We start from the raw sequence: 22,645 nt of genomic DNA on the forward strand, positions 1-22,645 counted from the left end.
GGCGGGCCCCCCCCCCCGCGGGCCGGGCGCCCACTCCCCGCGGGGGCGCGTGGGGGTGGCGCCCCCCGCCGCTCCCCTTGCCGCCGGGGGGGGGGGGGGGGGGGCCCCCCCCCCACCCCCCCGGGGCGCCCCCACGGCGAGGGTGGTGATTCCCTCGCTTACTCCTCGTTGTCCTCGAAGGGGTTCTCGACGAGGGCGTTGGAGTGGGACGCCGAGTCGTGGGCCAGCTGACCCGGGTCGGCGATCGGGGCGAAGATCTGGTCGTTGTCCATGAACTCTCCTTGTGAGTAAGGGAGATGCGGCGTTCGGTCGAGCGCCGTCACCGACACTAATGGAATTGATTTTCATTTTCTAGATCAGTGAGAGGGTGATCTGGGTAACACACCGGCCACCCGCCCTCGGGGTCGCGGCCGACCCGGCCGGCGACCTTCAGCACGTCCGCGAGGAGCCCCGGCGTGACCACGTCCTTCGGCGCTCCGTCGGCCACCACACGGCCCTCCCGCAGGGCGACGACGCGCTCGGCGAACCGGGCGGCGTGGGCCAGGTCGTGCAGCACCATCACCACGGTCAGCCCGCGCTCCTCGCGCAGGCGCACCACCGTCCGCAGCACGTCGAGCTGGTGGTGCAGATCCAGGTAGGTGGTCGGCTCGTCGAGCAGCAGGACGCGGGTGTCCTGCGCGAGCGCCATCGCGAGCCGTACCCGCTGCCGCTCGCCCCCCGACAGCGCGTCGACGTCCCGGTCGGCCCACCGCTCCACCCCGACGTCGCGCAACGCCCGCCGCACGACGGGGTCGTCGCCCTCGCGCAGCATGCCCAGCGGGCCCCGTGCCGCGTACCGCCCCTGCCGCACCAGGTGCCGGACCGTCATCCCCGGTACGGCGGGCGCCGACTGGTGCAGCAGCGCCACCCTGGCGGCCGTGGCGCGCCGCGAGAGCCCCGCGAGATCGTCCCCGCCGAGCAGCACACGCCCCCGGTCCGGCCGGAGCAGCCCGGCGGCCAGCCGCAACAGGGTCGATTTGCCACAGCCGTTGAGGCCGATGAGCGCTGTCAGTTCACCCGGCCGTACGGTCAGGTCGACACCCCGCAGCACGGGTCGTGCGGGGTAGCCGAAGTGGACCCCGTCGACCTGGATGCCCATGGAGTCGGTCATGCTGTGTCCTCCGTCGATTCAGAACGTTCGGCCCGGCGCGCGGCGCACCACGACCAGCAGCAGGGCGGCCCCCAGGCAGGCGGTGAGCGCGCCGACCGGAAGCGTGAGCCGCCCGGCGTCCAGCACGTCGGCGAGGAAGCGCGAGGACAGCTGCGCCGCGGCGTCCGCCCCGCACACCACGACCGCGCCGAGGAGCGCGGCCCCGGGGAGGCTCACCCGCAGGTCCGCGCCGAACAGGGACAGGGCCAGATGCGGGACGAGCAGCCCCACGAAGCCCAGCGCTCCGACGGCCGCCACCGCCCCGGCCGTCAGCGCCACCGCGCACACCAGGGCAAGGGTCCGGGCCCGCCGGGCGGAGAGGCCCGCGGCCAGGGCGATGTCGTCACCGCAGCGCAACAGGGTCAGCGGCCCGGCGAGGAGCCACGCCGCGGTCCCCCAGACCAGGGCCCAGGGCCACAGCAGATGCCAGTGCTCCCACACCCGTCCCTCCGTGGTTCCCACCAGCCACTGCACGACGCTGCCGAGTTCGCCCGGCTCCACGAGCAGCACCATGGCCGTGAGTCCGCCGAGCACCGCCGACACCAGCACCCCGTGCACGGCGGTCTGGGCGGGGTCACCGCCCGCACGGCCGGCGAGCAGCCAGAGCAGCAGCGCACCGGCGCAGCCGCCCGCGCACGCGGCCAGGACGACGGCCAGCGGCGAGTCCCACCCGGCGATCCCCAGGGCGGTCGCGGTGACGGCACCGAGGACCGCCCCCGGTGTCACGCCGGTCACTTCGGGTCCGGCGAGGGGGTTGCGCAGCGCGGACTGCAGGATCAGACCGGCCACGGCGAGGGACGCGCCCGCACCGAGGGCCACCAGCATTCTGGGCAACCGCAGTTGAAGGAGAATGTGCCGTTCCGTCGCGTCACCGCCACCGCCGAACACGTCGAGGACCGCCCCCGGGGACATGCCCCGTCCGGCCACCAGTTCCACCCCGGCGCAGGCGACGGCCAGCGCCGCGAGCACCGCGAAACGCCGGTTCACCGCGCGTCCCCCGTTCCGGTCGTCTCTCCGTGAGGCGGCGAGGCACCGTGGGCCCCGCGTTCGCCGTGTGCACCGTGGGCCCCGCGTTCGTCGTGTGTCTCCGCACCGCGCGTTGCGCCGGCGGTCGCGGGCTTCGCGGCCGCCGGTCCTCTTCGCCCGACCCTCCGGTCACGGCGGCCTGATCGCATCAGGGCTACGCCGGCCGGAACCCCCAGCAGGGCCGTCCAGGCGCCGGCCGGTGTCTCCACGGGTGCGAGGGCCAGCCTGGCGGGGACGTCGGCGACCGTCACGACGACGGCACCCCACGCCGCGGACCACGGCAGCCAGGACACCGCTCCCGAGGTGGGGTTGAACCACCGGGCCAGATGGGGGGCGAGGAATCCCACCCACGCGACGGGCCCGCACACGGCGGTGACGGGCGCGATCAGCACGACGGCGATGGCCAGCGCGGCCAGCCGGGCCCGCTGGGCGCGCACGCCCAGCGCCTCCGCGTCCTCGTCCCCCAGCCGCAGCACCGAGAGCACCGGCGCACACAGGACGAGGGCGGGGACGGCGACGAGGAGCCACGGCCACAACCCCGAGACGTCACCCCAGGTCCGGGCGGACAGGGACCCCAACAGGTAGCGGTAGATGAGCTGGAGGTCGAGCTGGTCCGCCATGACCATCAGGACGAGCAGCGCGGCCTGCAAGGCCGCGGCGACCGCCGCGCCGGTGAGCAGCACCGCGGAAGGGCTGCGTCCGAGCCCGGCGGCGATCAGGGTCAGCCCGCCGCCGAGCACGGCGCCGCCGAGGGCGAGCAGGGGCTGCGCGGCGGCGGGCAGGGACAGGGCAAGCACCAGCGGCGCGGCCACGCCCAGCGCCGCCCCGGAGGAGACGCCCAGCATTTCCGGCACCGCCAGGGGGTTGCGGAGCGCCTCCTGGAGCACGAGCCCCGCCGCGCCCAGACAGGCTCCGGCGATCAGGGCCAACACCAGGCGCGGCACGCGGAGTTCGGTGACGACGATGCCGGCGAGCGTGGCGTCCCCGTCCAGCACCGTGCCGAGGAGCCGGTGAGGCGGGACGTACGGAGTACCGAGGCACAGGGCGCAGAGCGACGCGGCGGCGAGGACGGCGACGACCAGAAGGGGTTGCCACGCTCGTGCGCGGGGCCCGGGCCGCCGTACCCCCCCGTCCACCCTCATGGCCGCCGCGGGGGGTTCCGGGGAGGGTGCCGGGCCGGACGACGCCGGGCCGGGCGCCGAGGAGGGGGTCCTCACCGCAGCGCGGCCGTGGCCTCGTCGAGGACGAGGCCCAGCGAACGGGTTCCGCGCCCCTTGGCCCACAACTCCGAGTTCACCTCGTGGACCTCGCCGTTCCGCACCGCCGGGATCTTGCTCCAGAGGGGGTTCTTCGCGAGCTTCTCGGAGAGCTTGCCGTCCCCGCCACCGAAGCTCATCGTCTCGACGAACAGCACGTCGACGTCCCGGGCGAGGATCTCCTCCAGGCTGTAACTTCCCTCCACACCGCGGGACTTCCACGGGTACTGCGAGATCTTGGGGAAGAGGCTGGCGGTGACGTCACCCTCGGGCGTGGCGACGCCGAAGTTCTCGTCGCTGCCGTAGATGATGAGAGCGGTCTTGCCGCTCGGGGCCTTCTCGGCCGTCGCGAGCTTGGTCCTGAAGGTCTTCTCGGCCTTCTCCCCCTCGGCGGTGCGGCCGGTGAGGGCCGCGGTGTCGCGCAGGTAGCCGACACTGTCCTCCCACGTCTCGGGCTGCATGGCCCAGAACGTCGTGGCGCCCTTCAGCGCGGGAGCGAGCTTGCCGTGGGTGTCCCCCAGACCGATCACGAGGTCCGGCTTGTGGGAGAGGATCGCCTCCACCTCCGGGGCGATGAACCCGCCGGGGATGACGTCGACCTTCCCGGCCTTCTCCTCCCCGAGGAAGCGGGGGTGGGCGAGCAGGGCGCTGTTGGTGGCCGTCGGGACCATGCCGAGCTCGGTCAGGATGTCGTCGCAGAGCGCGAACAGGCAGACGATCCGCTCCGGCGCCTTCTTCAAGGAGACCTTGACGCCGTTCACGTCGGTCAACTCGGTCGCCGGCTTGATGGGTTCGACGGTGACGTCGGTCTTCGCGGTGGCACCGGGCTTGGCGTTCGCGGGCTCGTCGGGGGTCGAGCCGCAGCCGGCCAGGACGGAACCCACCACCACTGCGGTGACACAACCACGGACAAATCTGGACGGTGCGCGCAGCATCGTCGGCCTCTCTTCTTCAAGGACCTGGAACGCACCGAACATACATGATAATCGTTTTCACTAGACAGGCCCCTGGAGGACCCATGACCGCTGCCGATACCGCCACCGCGCTCCTCGTCTCCGACCACGTGGACGGATCCGTGTACGTGCTGACCGTGCCGGACGGAGACGTCACGGGACGACTCACCGGACGCCATCTCTCCGAGCACGCGGGGTTCTTGGCGCTGCCGGAGGGACGGGTGGCCTGTGTCGACGATCGCCGGGGAGAACTCCTGGTGCTCGACCCGTTCGGCGAGAAGCTCGTGGAACTCGCCGTGCCGGTCGCCGTCCCGGCCGAGCACCTCGCCTGCGATCCGTCCGGCCGCCGGCTGGCCGTCACGACCGGCCTGGGCAAGAACACCGAGCCGTGGTCGGACCTCCTGACGGTCGTCGACCTGGGCACGGGAGAGACCGCCCGGGTACGCACACGCGTCGGCGAACCGGGCGTGACGGTCCTGGGCAGCGGCGATCCGCTCGTCGTCCTGCGGCACCGGGAGCCGGGTGCGCTGGCCGTCCACCGGTTCGCGGACCTCCTCGCGGCCCCGCCCGGCTGTCCGGTGGCCGCGCCGCACGCGCTCCTGCCACTGCCGGACGACGGGCACGGCGACGCGCAGGACCCCCGCTCGGGACGGGTGTTCGCGGCGACGGGCGAGGGAGTGCACACGGTGCGAAGGAAGGGCGACTCGCTCGTGGCGGAGACGGTGATCCCCTGGGAATCGCCCGCCCGTGGCTGGTACCTCCGCCTCGACACGCGTCGGCGGGCGCTCTGGTCCACGCTGCGCGGCGGCGACCCGGACCCGCTGCGGTGGCCGGACTGGACGAACCAGGCGTGGTGCCACGAGCTGGAGACGGGCCGCACCCACCTCACGGAACTCGGTTCCGGCCTCGTCTTCCGGCTGGCTCTCGCGCGGCACCACACCGCGTTCAGCCGCGTCCACCCCGACGGCGACGAACTGGTGCTCCTGGGGGCCGACGGCGCGCTGCGCCGCGTCGCCCTCCCCGCCATGGACGGTGCGCCGAGGCGGGGAGGCACCCCCTGGGAGGGCGTCCAACGCCGAGCGGTGGCCGCCTCGCCGGGCTCCGACTGGGTGGCCGTCACCCGCGGCGGACACGCCGAAGTACACGTGGTCGACGCGCGGACGGGCCACGAGGCGAGCCGACCGCGTCTTGACACACCGCTGCACCACGGCGGCCACGTGATGCTGCTCAGCCGGAACGACGGCGCCGCGGGCGACCCCGTGGGCCGATGACAGGCCGGCGGCCACCCGGGCGGCCTCGGCCCGCTGTTCCTCCCCCGGCGACCCCGACCCGCTGTCCCTCCCCGGCGATCCCGGCGCGGTTCACTCCCCCGACGATTCCGGCGGAATTCACTCCTTCGGTGACGTCCGCATGGTCGGGCTGTCCGTCGGGTACTGGCCCCGGGTCACCCCGTGACGCCCGGTCCACAGGTGTCCCCCGTCCTGCGGACGGCCGGTGACCGGCGGGGGGTGCGTCGATGGTGAGCGGGGCAGGGCTGTCACGCCCGTCCACGTCGTCATCGCCGATATCGTCACCCGGGCCGACGATCAGGAGGGCCGGCTCCCATGACCCAGGACATCACCCGTGTCACGCTCGCCGAGGAGATCGCCCGGGCCGTACGGGGTGTGCCGGGAGCGGCCTTGCTCCGGCCCGGTCCCACCGATCCGCCGCGCACCCCGCCGAGCAGACCCGAGCCCGGCACGGGACGCTCCGGCACCGCCGTGGACGTATCGGTGCACGGCGGAGCGGGTGACGCGCCGTGGCACGTCGAGGTGCGCCTGGTCGCGCCGGGCGGCGACCGCAGCGTGGACGTCGCCCGCGCCGCACGCCGGGCGGTGGAGGAGCGCCTCACCGCCCTGCTGGCCGGGGACGCGGCCGGGGCGCACGTGAGCGTCACCGTCACCGGTCGGATCTGAGCCGCGCGGAGGGCAGGCGGGACCGCGTGAGCGGATCGGGCCACGGACCTCGGCGGACCGCCCCGGGTCAGAGGTTGCCGGTGAAGAGCATCCGGTTCGGGGAGGTCTGACTGATCGCCGCGATCACGTCCTTGGTGGACGTGTTGCGGAGCCAGGTGGAGACGTCGCCGCTGGAGGCCTTGGGGTGGGCCGCCAGATAGAGGGCGGCCGTGCCCGCCACGTGCGGGGAGGCCATGGACGTACCGTCGAGGGCGACGCTCCCGCCGCCCATCCTGGCGGAGAGGATTCCCTGGCCCGGCGCGTAGAGGGAGAGACAGGGGCCCCAGTTGGAGAAGGAGGTCTCCTCGTCCACCTGGTTCGTGGCGCCGACGGTGACCGCGCCGTCCGCGCTGGCCGGCGAGATGGTGCAGGCGTCGACGGCGCTGTTGCCCGCGGCGACGACGGGCAGGACGCCCGCGGTGTACAGGGAGTCGGTGGCCGCGTTGACGGCGGGGGACCTCTCGCCGCCGAGGGAGGCGTTCATGACGGCGGGCTTGACGGCGTTCTTCGCGATCCAGTCGATGCCGGCGATGATCCCGGCCCAGTCGCCCCTGCCGTCGCAGCCCAGCACCCGGACGCTGACCAGGGATGCCTTACGGGCGATGCCGTAGGTACTGCCTGCGACGGTGCCCGCCACATGGGTGCCATGCCCTTGGCAGTCGGCGCCGTTCCGGCCGTCGCCCACCGCGTCGAACCCGAAGGAAGCCCGCCCGCCGAACTCCTTGTGCGTGTAGTCGATGCCCGTGTCCAGGACGTACGCCCGCACACCGGCCCCGTTGCCCGCGGTGAGGAACTGCTGGTCGAGCGGCAGGTTGCGCTGGTCGATCCGGTCGAGCCCCCAGACCTCGGTGGCGGCCAGCGCCCGTCCTCCGACGTCGTACACGGCGGCTTCGGCGTTCTCCTCGACGGCGCCGACCAGGGGCGACTTGCGTACGAAGGCGAGCTGGGCGTCCGTCAGTGTCGCCGCGAACCCGTTCAGGACCGTGCCGTACGTGAAAGCGGGCTTCCTGAGCAGCGGCACCTTCGACGCGAACGCGCCCGCGTCCGCGCCCTCCTTCAGGGTGACGATGTAGCTGTTCGGAACGGGAACGCCGGACGAACGGGTCACCGGGACCGGCACCTGCCGCTCCGTCGTGGCGGACGCGCCGGGTGTGGTCATCAGCGGGGCGAGGATCAACGGGACGGCGGCTGTGGCACAGCGCGCGAACAAGCGCATGGGAGTGCTCCAGAGGTGGGTGGGACGGGTCCGGCCGCTGGAACCGGTGACGTCCCGGCGCCCGACGGCCACTGACGTCTTCGGCACTCACCGGCTGCCGCTCAAGCGCCCGTCCGGCCACTCGGCCCACACTCGTCCGATCGGGAAACCGCAGCTCAAGAGGGTGAAGTCAGCCGGCACAGGAACACCGCAGAAAGGATTTCCCTCAGCCCCGGGGACGACCGGCGGCCGTCCCGGCAACCCGCCGATCCGATGTCACCCGAGAGACTCGTCGCAGGCCCCGGCGGCGGACCGTCACGCCGGCGGGTGCCCGGAGCCGGGCAGGGGGCACGCCCGCGCTCACGTCAGGTCAGGTCAGGTCAGGTCAGGTCAGGGGCCTTCTGCCTCAACGCACCGGCGGACAGCGCCCTTTCCGGACAAGGCGGGTGGGGCACACGGTCACACCGACGAGGCGGGCGAGGCCCCGGTCACGTCAACGAGGCGGGCGGGGCCCACGGTCACACCGACGAGGCGGGCAGGGCCTCCGGTCACGCCGACGACGTGATCACGCCTCTCCCCCGGCCGCCACGGCTCCGGCGGGGACGGCACCACGGGACGTCACGAGCCGGGCGCTGCCTTCGGCGAGCCGGTACGCGAGTCCCACGACCGCGGCCTCACCCGACTCCACCTGCTCGGACAGCACACGGGACCGCTCCAGGAGCAGACCGACGGTGTGCCGGATGTGCTCGTCGACGATGTCGCTGTCCTCGGTCAGGCCGGCGGCCCGAGCTGACAGCACGCTGGGCGTGACTCGCTCGACGACGTCACGGACGAAGCCGTTCGCCGCGATGCCGTCCTCCACCGCCGCCCGGGCCGCCGCGACGGCGCCGCACGAGTCGTGTCCGAGGACCACCACCAGACGGCAGCCGAGCAGGGTCGTGGCGTACTCCACGCTGCCCAGCACCTCCGGGCCGAGCACGTGCCCCGCCGTCCGTACGACGAAGAGGTCCCCGAGCCCCCGGTCGAAGATGATCTCCGCAGCGAGCCGGGAGTCGGAGCATCCCAGGACGACGGCGAAGGGATCCTGGCCCGGTGCCAGCTCGGCCCGGCGGACGGCGTCCTGGTTCGGATGGTCGGGCGTCCCCGCCACGAAGCGCCGGTTTCCGGCGAGAAGGGCATCGAGGGCGACCGCGGGGGAAGTTCTGGGCATGCGCACAGCTTACGAGCCGCCGTCGGGTCCGCGCCGGGGAGGGCACTGCGGGAAACGCCCCCGGAAGGACGCGCCCCGAGCGGGTTCGGTCCGAAGGCCGCCGCGACAGCCGGAATGCCGCGCCCCGAGACGGCCGATGTGACGCGCACCACGGTCGGAGCGGTTCCGGTCGGGCGCGCGTGATCATGACCGCATGGACACTCGTTTCCTCGGCATGGCCGAGCTGGTCGAAACCCCGTCCGTGGCGGTGGTGGTCGACGTCATGCGTGCCTACACGGTGGCCGCCTGGGCGTTCGCCCAGGGGGCGGAGAAGATCGTACTGGCCGAGTCGCTCGACGACGCCCTGGCGCTCACGGCCCGCCACCCCGACTGGGTGGCGCTCAAGGACGGTGCGCCGGCGCCCGGGTTCGACGCCGTCAACTCGCCGGGGCTGCTGCGGTCCATGGACCTCGGCGGACGGACCGTCGTGCAGAAGACCACTGCGGGGACGGTCGGCGCCCTCGCGGTCAAGGAGGCGTCTCTGGTGCTGTGCGCCGGCTTCGTGGTGGCGGAGGCGACGGCTCGGCTCCTGCGGACACGCGCCTGCGACAGCGTCACGTTCGTGGTCACGGGCGAGGGCGGGCGGGCCGACGAGGACCTGGCGTGCGCGCAGTACATCGCGCTGAGGGCCACCGGGTCCGCGACGGAGGCCGCCGAGTACCTCCGCCGCGCCGGTGCGTCCCGCGCCGCCGCCGAGCTGGCGGCGGGTGTGCGGGAGGGAGCCCATCCGGATGACGTCGCACTCTGCCTCGAACTCGACCGGTTCCCCTTCGCCATGGCGGCGACCCTGGAGGACTCGCTCATGGTCCTCCGTCCGTGCGCCGTACCTCCGCCGGGCGACGCCGCCGCGACCTGAAGTGCGGCGCTCAGGTATCGAGTCCGTGCCCGGTCGTCGCGTCCACATGGTCCGGGCCCTCATCGTGGCGATCGGCCACCGTCAGCGTCCCCGCGGGCTCGAAGCCCGGGTGCCTGGCAGCCCCGCGGAGCAGCGCCGCCTCCCGCGCGCGGCGGGAAGCGGCGCTCCCTCCCTCAGCCGCTACGGGGTGACGCAGCCGATCGCGCCGACCGGGAAGTCGTTGCCGGTCGAGGTCGCCGTGAAGCCGAACGTGACGCTGCCGTCCGGCGGGATGGTCCGGTTGTAGTCGAGGTTCGCGACGGTGAGCGTGCCGTCGGATCCGGTGGTCAGAGCTCCGTTCCAGACGCTGTTGACCTTCGTGCCGGCGCCGGGCTTCCACTTCACGGCCCAGCCGTCACGTGCCGTCGTGGCGTGGTTCATCACCTCGACGGAGCCCTGGAAGCCACCGCTCCAGGCGTTGGTCACGCTGTAGACGGCCATGCAACCGGTGTGCGGATCGGTCGGGGTGGGAGTCGGGGGCAGGGTGGGAGTCGGGGGGGACGTGGGTGTCGGGGTCGGGGTCGGCGTGCCACCCGAGCCGCGGATGCCGGTCACTTCGCCGTTGCCGCCGTCGAAGACGATGTCGGAGCAGGAGAAGAAGTTCTCCTGGCTGTCCGAGCGCACCCACTGGATGAACATCACCGCGTCGCCCGAGCGGCCCGACGGCAGGTTCAGGTTCCAGTAGTAGTGGCCACCGTCCGTGCCGGGGGAGCCCGTCTGCGGCGGGTCGGTGACGGTCTGGATCAACTCCAGGTCGTCCCAGCCCAGTTCGGTGCTCGGCGAGTATCCGGGCTTGGAGATGTAGACCCGGAAGGAGCCCGGGTGCGCGGCCCAGTTGCTGTGCTTGACCTGGATCGCCTTCCCGGACGTCAGGTGCGTTCGCGGCCAGTCCGGGCGGGCGGCGTTGTATCCGGTGAAGTTGTACGGCGACCGGTCGCCGGCGCTGCACAGCTTTCCGTCCGGCACGTACCCGGGACCGCGTCCTCCGGCGTTGGAGTCGAGGACGGCGAACCAGTTGTAGAGCGAGGAGGCGCCACTCTCGTCGAGCGCCGCCCGGCAGGCCGGGTTGGTCGGATCCAACGAGCCGGTACTGGTCTTGGCGTCGAGGTAGCAGAGGTAGGTGCGCGATCCGGGCGTCATCGTGACGCCGTGTGCCTGGGCGCTGCTCTGACCCAGCAGGGCCAGACCGATTCCGCCGAGCAGGGTCGCGAGGACCGCCGCCAGCGAGAGCAGTCGCTTCTTGCGTCGAGCCATAGGTGTCTCCTGTGCCTGTGTGGGGGTGGTTCCGGGTCTTTCCGTCCCTCCTCGCGGCTCTCTTTCCGGTCATGGGGACCCCTGCCCGCCCGGGAGCGAGCCGCCGGACAGGGCAGGGGGCTTGGGTGGTGAGGTGCGGATCAGGCGGGCGGGACGCCCCGGGCGATGCGGTACCCCCAGGGCCTGTCTTTTGGATCACGCCGGGGATCGCCGGTGCGCCTTCTGGGCGACGCGACCGAACTGAAGGACCTCAAAGTCGGGAGCGCTCCCAATCCGCCAGCCCTGGGAGCGCTCCCACTCGCTGGTCTCGGAGGGGACTGTAGGAGCGTTGCAGTGGCCCTGACAACCCATCGGGCGTCGAACATGTCGAAGGGAATCCAATGGGGCAGGTCAGATGCCCAGCGAGTTCTGATCGCGGCTCCATCGGAGCCGGGGCGGTCTGGGAGCGCTCCCGAACCCCTCTCCGCCCGTCGGTCTGCAGACGCGCGCCCATGTGGACATGCCGGGCCGCCCCCGGACGGTGTCCTCCCCCGCCGCCCCTCCCCCGATGCCCGGTGGGACCGCGCGAGCCGTCGCACCGTTCGGCCGGGGCAGGGACGTCCGGTCACCCGAGCGGCCGAGGCGCGCCCCGAAAACCTCAGGCCGATCCGCGCACCATCAGCCGCGTCCGCAGGATCACATGACGCCAGGCCACCTCCGGCCGCTCCATCTCCTCAAGCAGCAGCCGCACCATGGTCCGGCCGATCTCCTCCATCGGCTGACGGACGGTGGTGAGCGGGGGCTCCGTCCGTTCGGCCAGCTCGAAGTCGTCGAAGCCGACCACCGCCACGTCCTCAGGCACCCTCCGGCCCGCCGCGAGCAGGGCGGTCAGCGCACCGGCGGCCATGCTGTCGGACGCGGCGAAGACGGCGTCGACCTCGGGGTGCCGCTCGATGAGCTCGGCCATCGCCCGCCGCCCGCTGGCCTCGGTGAAATCACCCTCCGCCACCAGGGACGGCACCTCATGGAGTCCGGCAGCGGCCAGCGCCTCCCGGTAGCCCCGCAGTCTGCACCCGGCGACGTACATGTCGGACGGTCCGGTGATCGCGGCGATGGCCTTGCGCCCGCCGCCGATCAGGTGGCCGACCGCGGCGCGCGCTCCGCCGACGTTGTCCGTGTCCACGTACGTCACCCGCTCGTCACCCGAGCGCCTGCCAAGAAGAACCGTGGGCAGCCCCGCGTCGGCGAGCATGTCGGGCAGGACGTCCTCGGCCCGCACCGACATGAGCAGCACCCCGTCGACCCGGCCACCGCGCACGTACTCCACGAGCCGCTGCCGCTCGTCGTCCGTGCGGACGAGGGTGAGCAGCAGCTGCAGGCCCGCCTCGGACAGGGCGTCCCCGACCGCTCGTACGACCTCCGAGAAGAACGGTTCCCCGAACAGCCGCCAGTCCGTCTTCGTCATCACCAGCGCGACGGCGCCGGCGGGCCGCCCGGCCAGTGAACGTGCCGCCAGGTTGGGCACGTAGCCCAGTTCGTCGATGGCACGCTGCACGGCACGACGGGTGGACTCCCTGACACCTGACGCTTTGTTGATCACCCGGGAGACCGTGCCCCGCCCCACTCCCGCGAGGGCGGCCACTTCCTCCAGCGTCGGTGTGCCCGGACTGCGCTTCAGCATATTGACACCCCCAAGAGCCCCCGATCCTACGGGCCGTCGAGCGCTCGACCACTCCGTATCCGCCGTCGGCCGGTACGCCTCCGCGGCAGCGCCACGGAAGGCCGGACCGAGCGGAACGCGTCCCTGCCCGACAGCGAGAACTCCGCTCGCGGAGACCCTTGGGGACTCCAGCCCGCATGCCGTGGGGAGTCCAACCCGCATGCCGCCAGGACCCGTTGCCCGCCCGACCGCGTACGGCGAGTCCTGTCCGGGTCGTTGACGGCTCGGCACTCCACCCACAAGTATGACCCCGCCCTTTGGGAGCGCTCCCATCGCCGAGCCGCTCCCTGTCTCCTGTGAGGAGCCGACACGTGAACAAACGCAGAACCGCCCTGCTGTCCCTGACAGCCCTGCTCGCCGCGGGCCTCACCGCGGTCCCCGCCGGCCCGGCGGGGGCGGACGAGGTCGAGCAGGTCAGGAACGGCACCTTCGACACCGGCACCGACTCGTGGTGGACGAGCAACGTCACCGTCGGGCCGGCCGACGGCAGACTCTGCGCCGACGTGCCGGGGGGCACGTCGAACCGCTGGGACGCCGCCGTCGGCCAGAACGACCTCACGCTCGTCCAGGGAGAGTCGTACCGGTTCCGCTTCAGCGCGACCGGCACCCCCGAAGGCAACTCCGTCCGCGCCGTCGTGGGCCTCCAGGTGGCACCGTACGACGCGTACCACGAGGTCACCCCGCAGGTGAGCGTCTCCGGCAACACGTACACCTACACCTTCACCTCGCCGGTCGACACGCCGCAGGGCCAGGTCGCCTTCCAACTCGGCGGCGGCGCCGACCCCTGGCGCTTCTGCCTCGACGACGTGTCGCTGCTCGGCGGGGTGCCACCGGAGGAGTACAGGCCCGACACCGGCCCCCGGGTCCGCGTCAACCAGGTCGCCTACCTTCCCGGCGGGCCGAAGAACGCCACCCTCGTCACCGACGCGACCGAACGGCGCCCCTGGGAGCTGCGGAGCGCCTCCGGCGCCGTCGTCGCGCGCGGCTGGACCACGCCGCGCGGCGTCGATCCCTCCTCCGGGCAGAACGTCCACTCGATCGACTTCGGTGGCCACCGACGTGCCGGCGAGGGCCTCACCCTGGTCGCCGACGGCGAGACCAGCCGGCCCTTCGACATCGGCACCGCCGCCTACGAGAAACTCCGCCTGGACGCCGCGAAGTTCTACTACACCCAGCGCAGCGGGGTGGAGATCCGCGACGACCTGCGACCCGGGTACGGCCGCGAGGCGGGTCACGTCGACGTCGCCCCCAACCACGGCGACGGGAACGTGCCCTGCCAGCCGGGCGTGTGCGACTACACGCTCGACGTCACCGGCGGCTGGTACGACGCCGGCGACCACGGCAAGTACGTCGTGAACGGCGGCATCTCCGTCTGGCAGCTCCTCAGCACCTACGAGCGCGCCCGCCACGCCCGCACCGGGCAGGCCGAGAAGCTGGGCGACGGCACGCTGGACATCCCCGAGAGCGGCAACAAGGTGCCGGACATCCTCGACGAGGCCCGCTGGGAACTGGAGTTCCTGCTCAGGATGCAGGTGCCGGACGGCGAACCGCTCGCCGGCATGGCCCACCACAAGATCCACGACGAGCAGTGGACGGGCCTGCCGCTGATGCCCTCCGACGACCCGCAGAAGCGCGAACTGCACCCTCCGACCACCGCGGCCACCCTGAACCTCGCGGCGACCGCCGCCCAGGCCGCCCGCCTGTACAGGCCGTACGACCCCCGGTTCGCCGCCACCGCGCTCTCCGCGGCCCGCAAGGCCTGGGCCGCGGCCCTCGCCCACCCCGACGTCCTGGCCTCCGAGAGCGACGGCATCGGCGGCGGCACCTACGCCGACCGTGACGTCAGCGACGAGTTCTACTGGGCGGCCACGGAGCTGTATCTGACCACGGGCGGGAGGGAGTTCCGGGACCACATCCTCGACTCCCCGGTCCACACCGCCGACATCTTCGGGCCGATCAGCTTCGACTGGGCGCGCACGGCCGTCCCCGCCCGGCTCGACCTGGCCACCGTCCCGAACCGGCTGCCCGGCCGCGACAAGGTCCGCCGGTCCGTACGCGAGGGGGCCGACCGCTACCTGGCCACCCTCAAGGCCCACCCGTACGGCATGCCGTACGCCCCGGAGGGCCACACGTACGACTGGGGATCCACCCACCAGATCCTCAACAACGCCGTCGTCCTGGGCACCGCCTACGACCTCACCGGAGGCCGGAAGTACCGCGACGGGGCCGTCCAGAGCATGGACTTCATCCTGGGCCGCAACGCCCTGAACATCTCGTACGTCACGGGGTACGGCGAGGTCAGCGCCCAGAACCAGCACAGCCGCTGGTACGCCCGCCAGCTCGACCCGAAGCTGCCTCCGCCGCCCGCCGGCTCGCTGTCCGGGGGCCCGAACTCGGGCATTCAGGACCCGCTCGCGCAGAGCAAACTGCGGGGCTGCACCGGGCAGTTCTGCTACATCGACGACATCCAGTCCTGGTCGACCAACGAGCTCACGATCAACTGGAACTCCGCCCTGACCTGGATGGCCTCCTTCGTGGCCGACCAGGGCGCACCGACCGCCCACGGGAGCGCTCCCCACAGCCCCTTCCGACCCGCACGAGGAGGAACACTGTGAAGCGCCTCTTGGCCTTGATCGCGACCGGCGCGACAGCCCTCGGTCTCATGGCCCTGTCGAGCCCCCCGGCGGCGGCCGCCGCCGGCTGCAAGGTCGACTACACCGTCACCAGCCAGTGGCAGGGCGGCTTCCAGGGCGGAGTGAAGATCACCAACCTGGGTGAGCCCGTCAACGGGTGGACACTCAAGATCACCATGCCCGACGCCGGGCAGAAGGTCGTCCAGGGCTGGAACGCCACCTGGTCGCAGTCCGCTTCGACGGTCACCGTCACCAACGTCGACTGGAACCGCGCGCTGGGCACCGGCGCGTCGACGGACCTCGGATTCGTGGGCTCCTTCACGGGCGCCAACCCGAAGCCGACGGCGTTCACGCTCAACGGCGTCGCCTGCACGGGCACCGTCGAAGAGCCCCCGCCGGGAGGCGGGGAGCCCACGCCCGGCCCGGGCACCGGCACCCCCGTGGACGTCAACGGGAAGCTCCACGTCTGCGGCGTCCACCTGTGCAACCAGTACAACCGCCCCGTCCAGCTGCGGGGCATGAGCACGCACGGCATCCAGTGGTTCAGCGCGTGCTACAACACCGCGTCCGTGGACGCGCTGGCGAAGGACTGGAAGTCGGACCTGCTGCGTATCGCCATGTACGTCCAGGAGAGCGGCTACGAGACCGACCCGGCCGGCTTCACCAGCCGCGTGAACGGCCTCGTCGACATGGCCGAGGCCAGGGGCATGTACGCGATGATCGACTTCCACACCCTGACACCGGGCGACCCGAACCACAACCTCGACCGGGCGAAGACGTTCTTCGCGTCCGTCGCGGCCCGCAACGCCGACAAGAAGAACGTGATCTACGAGATCGCCAACGAGCCCAACGGCGTGAGCTGGACGGCGATCAAGAGCTACGCCGAGCAGGTCATCCCGGTGATCCGGGCCGCAGACCCGGACGCCGTCATCATCGTCGGCACCCGCGGCTGGTCCTCGCTGGGCGTCTCGGACGGCTCCGACGAGAGCGAGATCGTCAACAACCCCGTCAACGCCACCAACATCATGTACGCGTTCCACTTCTACGCCGCGAGCCACAAGGACAACTACCGCGCCACGGTGAGCCGGGCGGCCTCGCGACTGCCGCTCTTCGTCACGGAGTTCGGCACGGTGAGCGCCACGGGCGGCGGAGCGATGGACCGGGCGAGCACCACGGCCTGGCTCGACCTGCTCGATCAGCTGAAGATCGGCTACGCGAACTGGACCTACTCCGACGCACCCGAGTCCAGCGCGGCACTGCGCCCCGGCACCTGCAAGGGCAGCGACTACAGCAGCAGCGGCGTGCTGACGGAGTCGGGGGCCCTGATCAAGAGCCGGATCAGCAGCACCGACAACTTCCCCACCAGCTGACCCGACGGGGCTCCGGCCGGCCCGGAGCCCCGTCCCGCCGGACCGCACGCGCTCCGCCCCGGCATGGTCCGCTCCACGACGGCCCGAGAGTGCGTGGGTGCCTCAGCGAGGGTCATCGGCCGTCGTCTCCGGCAGCACGGCTCCAGGGCCGATGGAGTTCGCTGAGCATCCGGATCTTCACACCCGAGCGCGTATCCGCCAGATCTGCGTGACCTTCCCTCTCCCGAAGGTCGATACTGCCGAGGGGGCGCCCGCCGGCTGCCCCGTCCGACCATGACCGCCTCCTGACACCCATTCGCCGAAGTCGGCGTCAGCACCGACGGACGTCGCCGCCGATCGCCGTGTGGCCACCAAGGCCGTGGACCACGCGCACCAGCAATGAACTGCGAAAACCCAGCTCGTGGGCCCTCCGCCAGCTTCCCGAGGAGACACCGTTGAAGATGCTCATCAACGTTCCCGAGACCGTCGTCGCCGACGCGCTGCGCGGGATGGCGGCCGCTCATCCCGAGCTCACCGTGGACGTGGAGCGGCGGGTCGTGATGCGGCGGGACGCGCCCGTGGGGGGGAAGGTCGCACTGGTGTCCGGTGGCGGCTCCGGGCACGAGCCCTTGCACGGGGGGTTCGTGGGGCCCGGGATGCTGGCGGCCGCCTGTCCCGGCGAGGTGTTCACCTCTCCCGTGCCCGACCAGATGGTACGGGCCGCGGCTGCCGTCGACAGCGGGGCCGGTGTGCTGTTCGTCGTCAAGAACTACACCGGGGACGTGCTCAACTTCGAGATGGCGGCGGAGCTCGCCGAGGACGAGGGCATCCAGGTCGCCAAGGTCCTCGTCGACGACGACGTCGCCGTCACGGACAGCCTGTACACGGCGGGCCGGCGTGGGACCGGCGGCACGCTCTTCGTGGAGAAGATCGCGGGCGCCGCCGCCGAGGAGGGTGCGTCCCTGGAGCGGGTGGAGGCCATCGCCCGCCGGGTCAACGAACGCTCCCGGTCCTTCGGCGTGGCCCTGAGCGCCTGCACCACCCCCGCGAAGGGCAGCCCCACATTCGATCTCCCCGCGGGCGAACTGGAGTTGGGCATCGGCATCCACGGCGAACCGGGCCGCGAGCGGCGGCCGATGATGACCTCCCGGGAGATCGCGGACTTCGCCGTCCACGCCGTCGTCGAGGACCTGCGCCCGTCCGGGCCCGTGATCGCGCTGGTGAACGGCATGGGTGCCACTCCCCTCCTCGAACTGTACGGATTCAACGCGGAGGTGCAGCGCGTGCTCGGCGAGCGGCGGGTGCCGGTGGCCCGTACCCTCGTCGGGAACTACGTGACCTCGCTCGACATGGCCGGCTGCTCGGTGACGCTGTGCGAGGTGGACGAGGAGCTCCTCCGCCTGTGGGACGCGCCCGTACAGACGCCCGCGCTGCGCTGGGGCCGGTGAGACGAGGGATGGGAGAGGGGACCGGCATGACGGAGACCTTCGGCGCGGACTTCCTGGTGCGCTGGCTCGCCGCGGTGGCCGGGGCCGTCGACCGTGAGGCGGACCGGCTCACCGAGCTGGACTCGGCCATCGGCGACGCCGACCACGGCACGAACCTGAGGCGGGGGTTCACCGCCGTCACGGAGACCCTCGCCAAGGAGCCGCCCGCGACACCCGGTGCGGTGCTCACCACCGCCGGACGGCAGCTGATCTCCACCGTGGGCGGCGCGTCGGGACCGCTGTACGGCACACTGCTGCGCCGTACCGGCAAGACCCTCGGCGACGTCGAGCGGATCACCAGGGAGCAGCTGGCCGAGGCCCTCGGTTCCGGTGTGTCCGCGGTGTCTCAGCTGGGCGGCGCGCAGGTGGGGGACAAGACGATGCTGGACGCGCTCGTTCCGGCCGTGGAGGGCCTGCGGGCCTCGTTCGGGGCGGGCCGCGCCGCCGCCGGGGAGGGCGCCCTCGCGACCGTACCCCTGCGGGCGCGCAAGGGCAGGGCCAGCTATCTGGGCGAGCGGTCCGTGGGGCACCAGGATCCGGGGGCCGCCTCATCGGCGCTGCTGTTCGCCGCGCTCGACGAGACCGCGCGTACGGAGGGAGCGTCATGAGCGCGGCCGCCGGGGGCGCGGCGGCCCCCGGGGGCTCCGCGCCCGTCGGCATCGTGCTCGTCTCGCACAGTGCCGCCGTCGCGACCGCCGTGACCGAGCTGGCCCGCGGGCTCGCCGGCGGCGGTGACCTGGCGCCGATCGCCCCCGCCGGCGGGACCCCGGACGGTGGCCTGGGGACGAGTTCCGAGCTGATCCGCCAGGCGGCGAAGGCCGTGGACCGGGGCGCCGGAGTGGCGATCCTGGTCGACCTGGGGAGCGCCGTGCTCACCGTGAAGGCGCTGCTCGCCGAGGGCGACGAGCTGCCCGAGGACTCACGGCTCCTGGACGCGCCGTTCGTTGAGGGCGCGGTCGCCGCCCTGGTCACGGCGAGCGCGGGCGGGGACCTCGGCGCGGTGGCGGCTGCGGCGTCGGAGGCGTACGCCTACCGGAAGGAGTGACCACGGGGGGGGCGCACGCCCGGCGGTGAGGAGCGGCTTCCCGAGGCGTGCGCCGGCGGGAGAGGGACCGCGCAGGGCGCACGCCCGGCCGCCGGGAGCGGCCGCGCGGAGCGCGTGCGCGCCGCGCTCAGGAACTGCGGTGCAGTGAGCGAGAAGTCACACCGGGTGGCGACCGTGTTGTGATGCACCTGGTCAACGCACTAGTGTCACAGCGCCTTGGTGTACGGGAAACCGGTGCAGTACCGGTGCGGCCCTCGCCACTGTGATCGGGATGTCCGGCTCCACCCCCGCGGGGAACTCCCCCGGGGAAGCCACTGGACCGCGACGGGAGACCGTCGTGGTGTGGGAAGGCGGAGCCGGACGTATGACCGTCAGCCAGGAGACCGGCCAGGGTGCGTTGTCCATCCACGAGGTGCTGGAGAGGGTCTCCCAACCATGCATATAGCCGAGGGGTATCTGCCCCCTGTGCACGCGGCCGCCTGGGGCGTCGCGTCCGCGCCGTTCGTCGTCCACGGGGTCCGCGCGCTGACCCGTGAAGTACGGTCGAACCCCGAGTCCACCCTTCTGCTCGGCGCCTCCGGCGCCTTCACCTTCGTCCTCTCGGCGCTCAAGCTGCCGTCCGTGACGGGTAGTTGCTCGCATCCGACCGGTACCGGTCTGGGTGCGATCCTGTTCCGGCCGCCGATCATGGCGGTCCTCGGGACGATCACACTCCTCTTCCAGGCCCTGCTGCTCGCCCACGGCGGGCTGACCACGCTCGGCGCGAACGTCTTCTCGATGGCGATCGTCGGCCCCTGGGCCGGCTACGGGACGTACCTGCTGCTGCGCCGGTCCGGTGCGCCCCTGATGGTCGCCGTCTTCTCCGGGGCGTTCGTCGCCGACCTGTCCACGTACTGCGTGACCAGCGTGCAGCTGGCGCTCGCCTTCCCCGACCCGGGGAGCGGTGTGGCCGGCGCGCTCGCCAAGTTCGGGGGGATCTTCGCGTTGACGCAGATCCCTCTGGCCGTGAGCGAGGGTCTGCTGACCGTGCTCGTGATGCGGCTGTTGACGCAGTCCAGCAAGGGCGAACTGACCCGGCTCGGCGTCCTCGGTGGACGCCCGGCGGCGCGACGCGAGGAGGCGACCGCGCGATGAGCCGGAACGCGAAGATCAACGCCCTGCTGCTGTTCGTCGTCGCGGCGCTTGCGGTACTGCCGCTGGCGCTGGGGCTCGGGGACCACAAGGAGGAGCCGTTCGCGGGGGCGGACGCGGAGGCGGAGACCGCGATCACGGAGCTCCGGCCGGACTACGAACCGTGGTTCAGCCCCCTGTACGAGCCGCCGTCCGGGGAGATCGAGTCCGCGCTGTTCTCCCTCCAGGCGGCGCTGGGCGCGGGCGTCCTCGCGTACTACTTCGGGCTGCGGCGAGGCCGCAGGCAGGGGGCGGCGCGGGCGGAGGCCGCGCGGGGCGCCGGAGAGGGTGAGGTCTCCGCCGGACGCGTGGAGGGTGGCCGGAGCACGGCCCCGGGCAACCCCGACGGTCAGAGCGCGGCCCCGGGCGTCCCCGACGGTCAGGGCATGGGGAGCGGCGCCAAGGGCGGGGGCGTGGGCGGCTCCGGGGGCGCGGGCGTCGACGGACGGGACGCGTAGCCACCGATGCTGCCGATCGACGCGGCGGCGCACAGCAGTCGCTGGCGCCGCCGTCACCCCGCCGAGAAGGCGCTGCTCGGCTTCGGTCTGACCCTCTGCGCGGTCTCCCTGCCACCGTGGCCGGGCGCGCCGCTCGTGGCAGCCGCCACGCTCGGTGTGCTGCTCGGTCCGGCCGGTGTGCCGGGCCGGGCGCTGTGGCGGGCGTTCCGCGTTCCCCTCGCGTTCTGTGTGACGGGCGCGATTCCGCTGCTCCTGGAGGTGGGCGGCGACCGTGGTCCTGTCGCGCCGGCCGCCGGGGGTCCGGTGCAGGCGGTCGAGCTGCTCCTGCGGACGGCGTCGGCCTCGCTCGGGGTGCTGCTGTTCGCGTTCACCACGCCGGTCTCCGATGTCCTGCCCCGGCTGGTCCGCGCGGGGGTGCCGGCGCCGGTGGTGGATGTCGCGCTCGTGATGTACCGGATCATCTTCCTGCTGCTCGACGCGCTGTCCAAGATCCGGCAGGCGCAGGCGGCACGGCTCGGGCACACCACCCGGGCCGCGACCTGGCGTTCGCTCGCCGGTCTCGGCGCGACCACGTTCGTGCGGGCCTTCGACCGGGCGCAGCGCCTGCAGTCGGGGCTCGCGGGGCGGGGGTACGACGGGACGCTGCGGGTTCTGGTGCCCGCGTGCGCGCTCTCCCGCCGGTTCCTCGCCGCGACGGGCGTGCTGCTCGCGGGCCTCGTCGCCCTCACCCTCGTACTGGAAAGGTTCCTGCCGTGACGTCTACGACGCCTCCGCCCTCCGCGCTCCCCGTCGTGGAGCTGGTGAACGCGGGCTTCGCCTACGAGGACGGGCCCGCGGTCCTGTCGGGCGTGGACTTCTCGGTGGCGGAGGGGCGCGCGGTCGCGTTGCTCGGCCGCAACGGCAGCGGCAAGACGACGCTGCTGCGGCTGCTGAGCGGCGGGCTCCGGTGCGGGAGCGGGTCGCTGCTCCTGGACGGGGCCGAGGTGGCGTACGACCGGAAGGGGCTGACCCGGCTGCGGACCATCGTGCAGCTGGTGACGCAGGATCCGGACGACCAGCTGTTCGCCGCCTCGGTGGCCCAGGACGTCTCGTTCGGTCCGATGAACCTGGGGCTGCCGGAGGAGGAGGTACGGCTGCGGGTGGCGGAGGCACTGGAGGCGCTGGACATCACGGCGCTCGCGGACCGGCCGACGCATCTGCTGTCCTACGGGCAGCGGAAGCGGGCCGCGATAGCGGGCGCGGTGGCGATGCGGCCCCGGGTGCTGATCATGGACGAGCCGACGGCCGGGCTCGACCCGCACGGGCAGGAACGGCTGCTGGACGCGCTCCGGCGGCTCCGGGAGACCGGTACGACGGTGCTCATGGCGACGCACGACGTGGATCTGGCGCTGCGCTGGGCGGACGAGGCGGCGGTACTGTCCCCCGCCGGGCTGCGCACGGGCCCGGTGGCCGAGCTGCTCGGCGACGACGCGCTGCTCGACGCGGCCCGGCTGCGGCGTCCCTGGGGCACGGCCGTGGCCCGGCTGCTCCGGACGCGGGGTCTGCTCCCGGCCGGCGCGCCGGAGCCGCGGACGCCGGAGGACCTGGACGCGTGGATGGGGGCGAGGGTGGAGACGGAGGCGAAGGAAAGCAGCGCCTCGGCCTGAGCGGCTCTCTTCCCCGGGCTTCGGGCCCCGGACGGCGGCGTTCGTTACCGAGTAGTAGACATCACGCCCCAGATCTTCTGCAACTAGTTGCACAACGGGAGGGGGTCCCCTACAACTGAGGGCGACGATCCTGCGCGAGGAGGCGCC

Annotated in this window: 20 protein-coding genes, 2 pseudogenes and 1 riboswitch; of the genes and pseudogenes, 12 read left to right on the forward strand and 10 right to left on the reverse strand. The window is 72.7% G+C overall.

All coding sequences use genetic code 11. From position 1 onward, the window contains the following. Nucleotides 1–158: 158 nt before the first annotated feature. The 5 genes from amiA to ACFVYX_RS23050 all read right to left on the reverse strand — a co-directional run bounded on the left by amiA (nucleotide 159) and on the right by ACFVYX_RS23050 (nucleotide 4,406). On the reverse strand, nucleotides 159–272 hold the full coding sequence (gene amiA / locus ACFVYX_RS23030; protein WP_389683312.1) for a streptamidine family RiPP: 114 nt from the start codon (nucleotides 270–272) through the stop codon (nucleotides 159–161). Nucleotides 273–328: 56 nt separating this feature from the next. Further along, nucleotides 329–1,150 carry an ABC transporter ATP-binding protein gene (locus ACFVYX_RS23035; RefSeq protein ID WP_389683313.1) on the reverse strand — a complete coding sequence of 274 codons (822 nt, stop codon included), beginning with the start codon at nucleotides 1,148–1,150 and terminating at the stop codon, nucleotides 329–331. 18 nt (nucleotides 1,151–1,168) lie between these two features. Beyond that, the gene (locus ACFVYX_RS23040; protein WP_389683314.1) at nucleotides 1,169–2,176 is read right to left on the reverse strand and encodes a FecCD family ABC transporter permease; all 1,008 of its coding nucleotides are present in this window, start codon (nucleotides 2,174–2,176) and stop codon (nucleotides 1,169–1,171) included. Next, nucleotides 2,173–3,357, reverse strand: coding sequence for a FecCD family ABC transporter permease (locus tag ACFVYX_RS23045; RefSeq protein WP_389683315.1), 1,185 nt, complete (start codon nucleotides 3,355–3,357; stop codon nucleotides 2,173–2,175). Before ACFVYX_RS23045 ends, ACFVYX_RS23040 begins: the two co-directional genes overlap by 4 nt. 71 nt (nucleotides 3,358–3,428) lie before the next feature. Beyond that, the gene (locus ACFVYX_RS23050) at nucleotides 3,429–4,406 is read right to left on the reverse strand and encodes an ABC transporter substrate-binding protein (protein ID WP_389683316.1); all 978 of its coding nucleotides are present in this window, start codon (nucleotides 4,404–4,406) and stop codon (nucleotides 3,429–3,431) included. A gap of 83 nt (nucleotides 4,407–4,489) precedes the next feature. On the opposite strand from ACFVYX_RS23050, the gene ACFVYX_RS23055 reads away from it, so the two are divergent. Both ACFVYX_RS23055 and ACFVYX_RS23060 read left to right on the forward strand, forming a co-directional pair. Then, entirely contained in the window at nucleotides 4,490–5,695 is a 1,206-nt protein-coding gene (locus ACFVYX_RS23055) for a hypothetical protein (protein ID WP_389683317.1), read from the forward strand. A 333-nt stretch (nucleotides 5,696–6,028) separates the two neighbouring features. Then, a complete protein-coding gene (locus ACFVYX_RS23060; RefSeq protein WP_389683318.1) occupies nucleotides 6,029–6,379 on the forward strand; it encodes a hypothetical protein in 351 nt (116 codons plus the stop codon). A 67-nt stretch (nucleotides 6,380–6,446) separates the two neighbouring features. Here ACFVYX_RS23060 and ACFVYX_RS23065 read toward each other — a convergent pair whose 3' ends face one another. Both ACFVYX_RS23065 and ACFVYX_RS23070 read right to left on the reverse strand, forming a co-directional pair. Further along, nucleotides 6,447–7,634: a S8 family peptidase gene (locus tag ACFVYX_RS23065; RefSeq protein ID WP_389683319.1), complete on the reverse strand. Its 1,188-nt coding sequence runs from the start codon at nucleotides 7,632–7,634 to the stop codon at nucleotides 6,447–6,449. A gap of 544 nt (nucleotides 7,635–8,178) precedes the next feature. Continuing rightward, a complete protein-coding gene (locus tag ACFVYX_RS23070; protein WP_389683320.1) occupies nucleotides 8,179–8,823 on the reverse strand; it encodes a carbonic anhydrase in 645 nt (214 codons plus the stop codon). A gap of 193 nt (nucleotides 8,824–9,016) precedes the next feature. Here ACFVYX_RS23070 and ACFVYX_RS23075 point away from each other — a divergent pair, with 193 nt between their 5' ends. Further along, complete coding sequence (locus ACFVYX_RS23075) at nucleotides 9,017–9,718, forward strand: 2-phosphosulfolactate phosphatase (protein ID WP_389683321.1); 702 nt, start codon at nucleotides 9,017–9,019, stop codon at nucleotides 9,716–9,718. A gap of 10 nt (nucleotides 9,719–9,728) precedes the next feature. Here the strand turns inward: ACFVYX_RS23075 and ACFVYX_RS23080 are convergent. The 3 genes and pseudogenes from ACFVYX_RS23080 to ACFVYX_RS23090 form a co-directional block, all read right to left on the reverse strand. Next, nucleotides 9,729–9,821 (reverse strand): annotated as a pseudogene (locus ACFVYX_RS23080) (cupin); the annotation flags it as partial. Nucleotides 9,822–9,898: 77 nt separating this feature from the next. Continuing rightward, nucleotides 9,899–11,011 carry a lytic polysaccharide monooxygenase gene (locus tag ACFVYX_RS23085; RefSeq protein ID WP_389683322.1) on the reverse strand — a complete coding sequence of 371 codons (1,113 nt, stop codon included), beginning with the start codon at nucleotides 11,009–11,011 and terminating at the stop codon, nucleotides 9,899–9,901. 637 nt (nucleotides 11,012–11,648) lie between these two features. Further along, entirely contained in the window at nucleotides 11,649–12,671 is a 1,023-nt protein-coding gene (locus ACFVYX_RS23090) for a LacI family DNA-binding transcriptional regulator (RefSeq protein WP_389683323.1), read from the reverse strand. A gap of 350 nt (nucleotides 12,672–13,021) precedes the next feature. Between ACFVYX_RS23090 and ACFVYX_RS23095 the strand changes: the two are divergent. The 9 genes and pseudogenes from ACFVYX_RS23095 to ACFVYX_RS23135 form a co-directional block, all read left to right on the forward strand. Next, nucleotides 13,022–15,259: pseudogene (locus ACFVYX_RS23095) on the forward strand (glycoside hydrolase family 9 protein); the annotation flags it as partial. A 62-nt stretch (nucleotides 15,260–15,321) separates the two neighbouring features. Then, nucleotides 15,322–16,713, forward strand: a complete 1,392-nt coding sequence (locus ACFVYX_RS23100; RefSeq protein WP_389683325.1) for a cellulase family glycosylhydrolase — start codon at nucleotides 15,322–15,324, stop codon at nucleotides 16,711–16,713. Nucleotides 16,714–17,147: 434 nt separating this feature from the next. Next, complete coding sequence (gene dhaK, locus ACFVYX_RS23105; RefSeq protein ID WP_389683326.1) at nucleotides 17,148–18,140, forward strand: dihydroxyacetone kinase subunit DhaK; 993 nt, start codon at nucleotides 17,148–17,150, stop codon at nucleotides 18,138–18,140. Between the two features lie 26 nt (nucleotides 18,141–18,166). After that, nucleotides 18,167–18,787, forward strand: coding sequence for a dihydroxyacetone kinase subunit DhaL (gene dhaL / locus ACFVYX_RS23110; RefSeq protein ID WP_389683327.1), 621 nt, complete (start codon nucleotides 18,167–18,169; stop codon nucleotides 18,785–18,787). Further along, nucleotides 18,784–19,224 (forward strand): PTS-dependent dihydroxyacetone kinase phosphotransferase subunit DhaM, encoded by a 441-nt coding sequence (locus ACFVYX_RS23115; protein ID WP_389683328.1) that lies wholly within the window; start codon nucleotides 18,784–18,786, stop codon nucleotides 19,222–19,224. The genes dhaL and ACFVYX_RS23115 overlap by 4 nt, the downstream gene beginning before the upstream one ends. A gap of 172 nt (nucleotides 19,225–19,396) precedes the next feature. Then, a riboswitch (cobalamin riboswitch) is annotated at nucleotides 19,397–19,631 on the forward strand. Between the two features lie 28 nt (nucleotides 19,632–19,659). Continuing rightward, on the forward strand, nucleotides 19,660–20,358 hold the full coding sequence (locus tag ACFVYX_RS23120) for an energy-coupling factor ABC transporter permease (protein WP_389683329.1): 699 nt from the start codon (nucleotides 19,660–19,662) through the stop codon (nucleotides 20,356–20,358). Continuing rightward, a complete protein-coding gene (locus ACFVYX_RS23125; protein WP_389683330.1) occupies nucleotides 20,355–20,852 on the forward strand; it encodes an energy-coupling factor ABC transporter substrate-binding protein in 498 nt (165 codons plus the stop codon). The genes ACFVYX_RS23120 and ACFVYX_RS23125 overlap by 4 nt, the downstream gene beginning before the upstream one ends. 6 nt (nucleotides 20,853–20,858) lie before the next feature. After that, nucleotides 20,859–21,608 (forward strand): cobalt ECF transporter T component CbiQ, encoded by a 750-nt coding sequence (gene cbiQ, locus ACFVYX_RS23130; protein WP_389683331.1) that lies wholly within the window; start codon nucleotides 20,859–20,861, stop codon nucleotides 21,606–21,608. Beyond that, the gene (locus ACFVYX_RS23135) at nucleotides 21,605–22,498 is read left to right on the forward strand and encodes an energy-coupling factor ABC transporter ATP-binding protein (protein WP_389683332.1); all 894 of its coding nucleotides are present in this window, start codon (nucleotides 21,605–21,607) and stop codon (nucleotides 22,496–22,498) included. Before cbiQ ends, ACFVYX_RS23135 begins: the two co-directional genes overlap by 4 nt. The last annotated feature ends 147 nt before the right edge of the window (nucleotides 22,499–22,645 follow it).

It is taken from the genome of Streptomyces sp. NPDC058326 (assembly GCF_042879855.1).
Classification (GTDB): Bacteria; Actinomycetota; Actinomycetes; order Streptomycetales; family Streptomycetaceae; genus Streptomyces.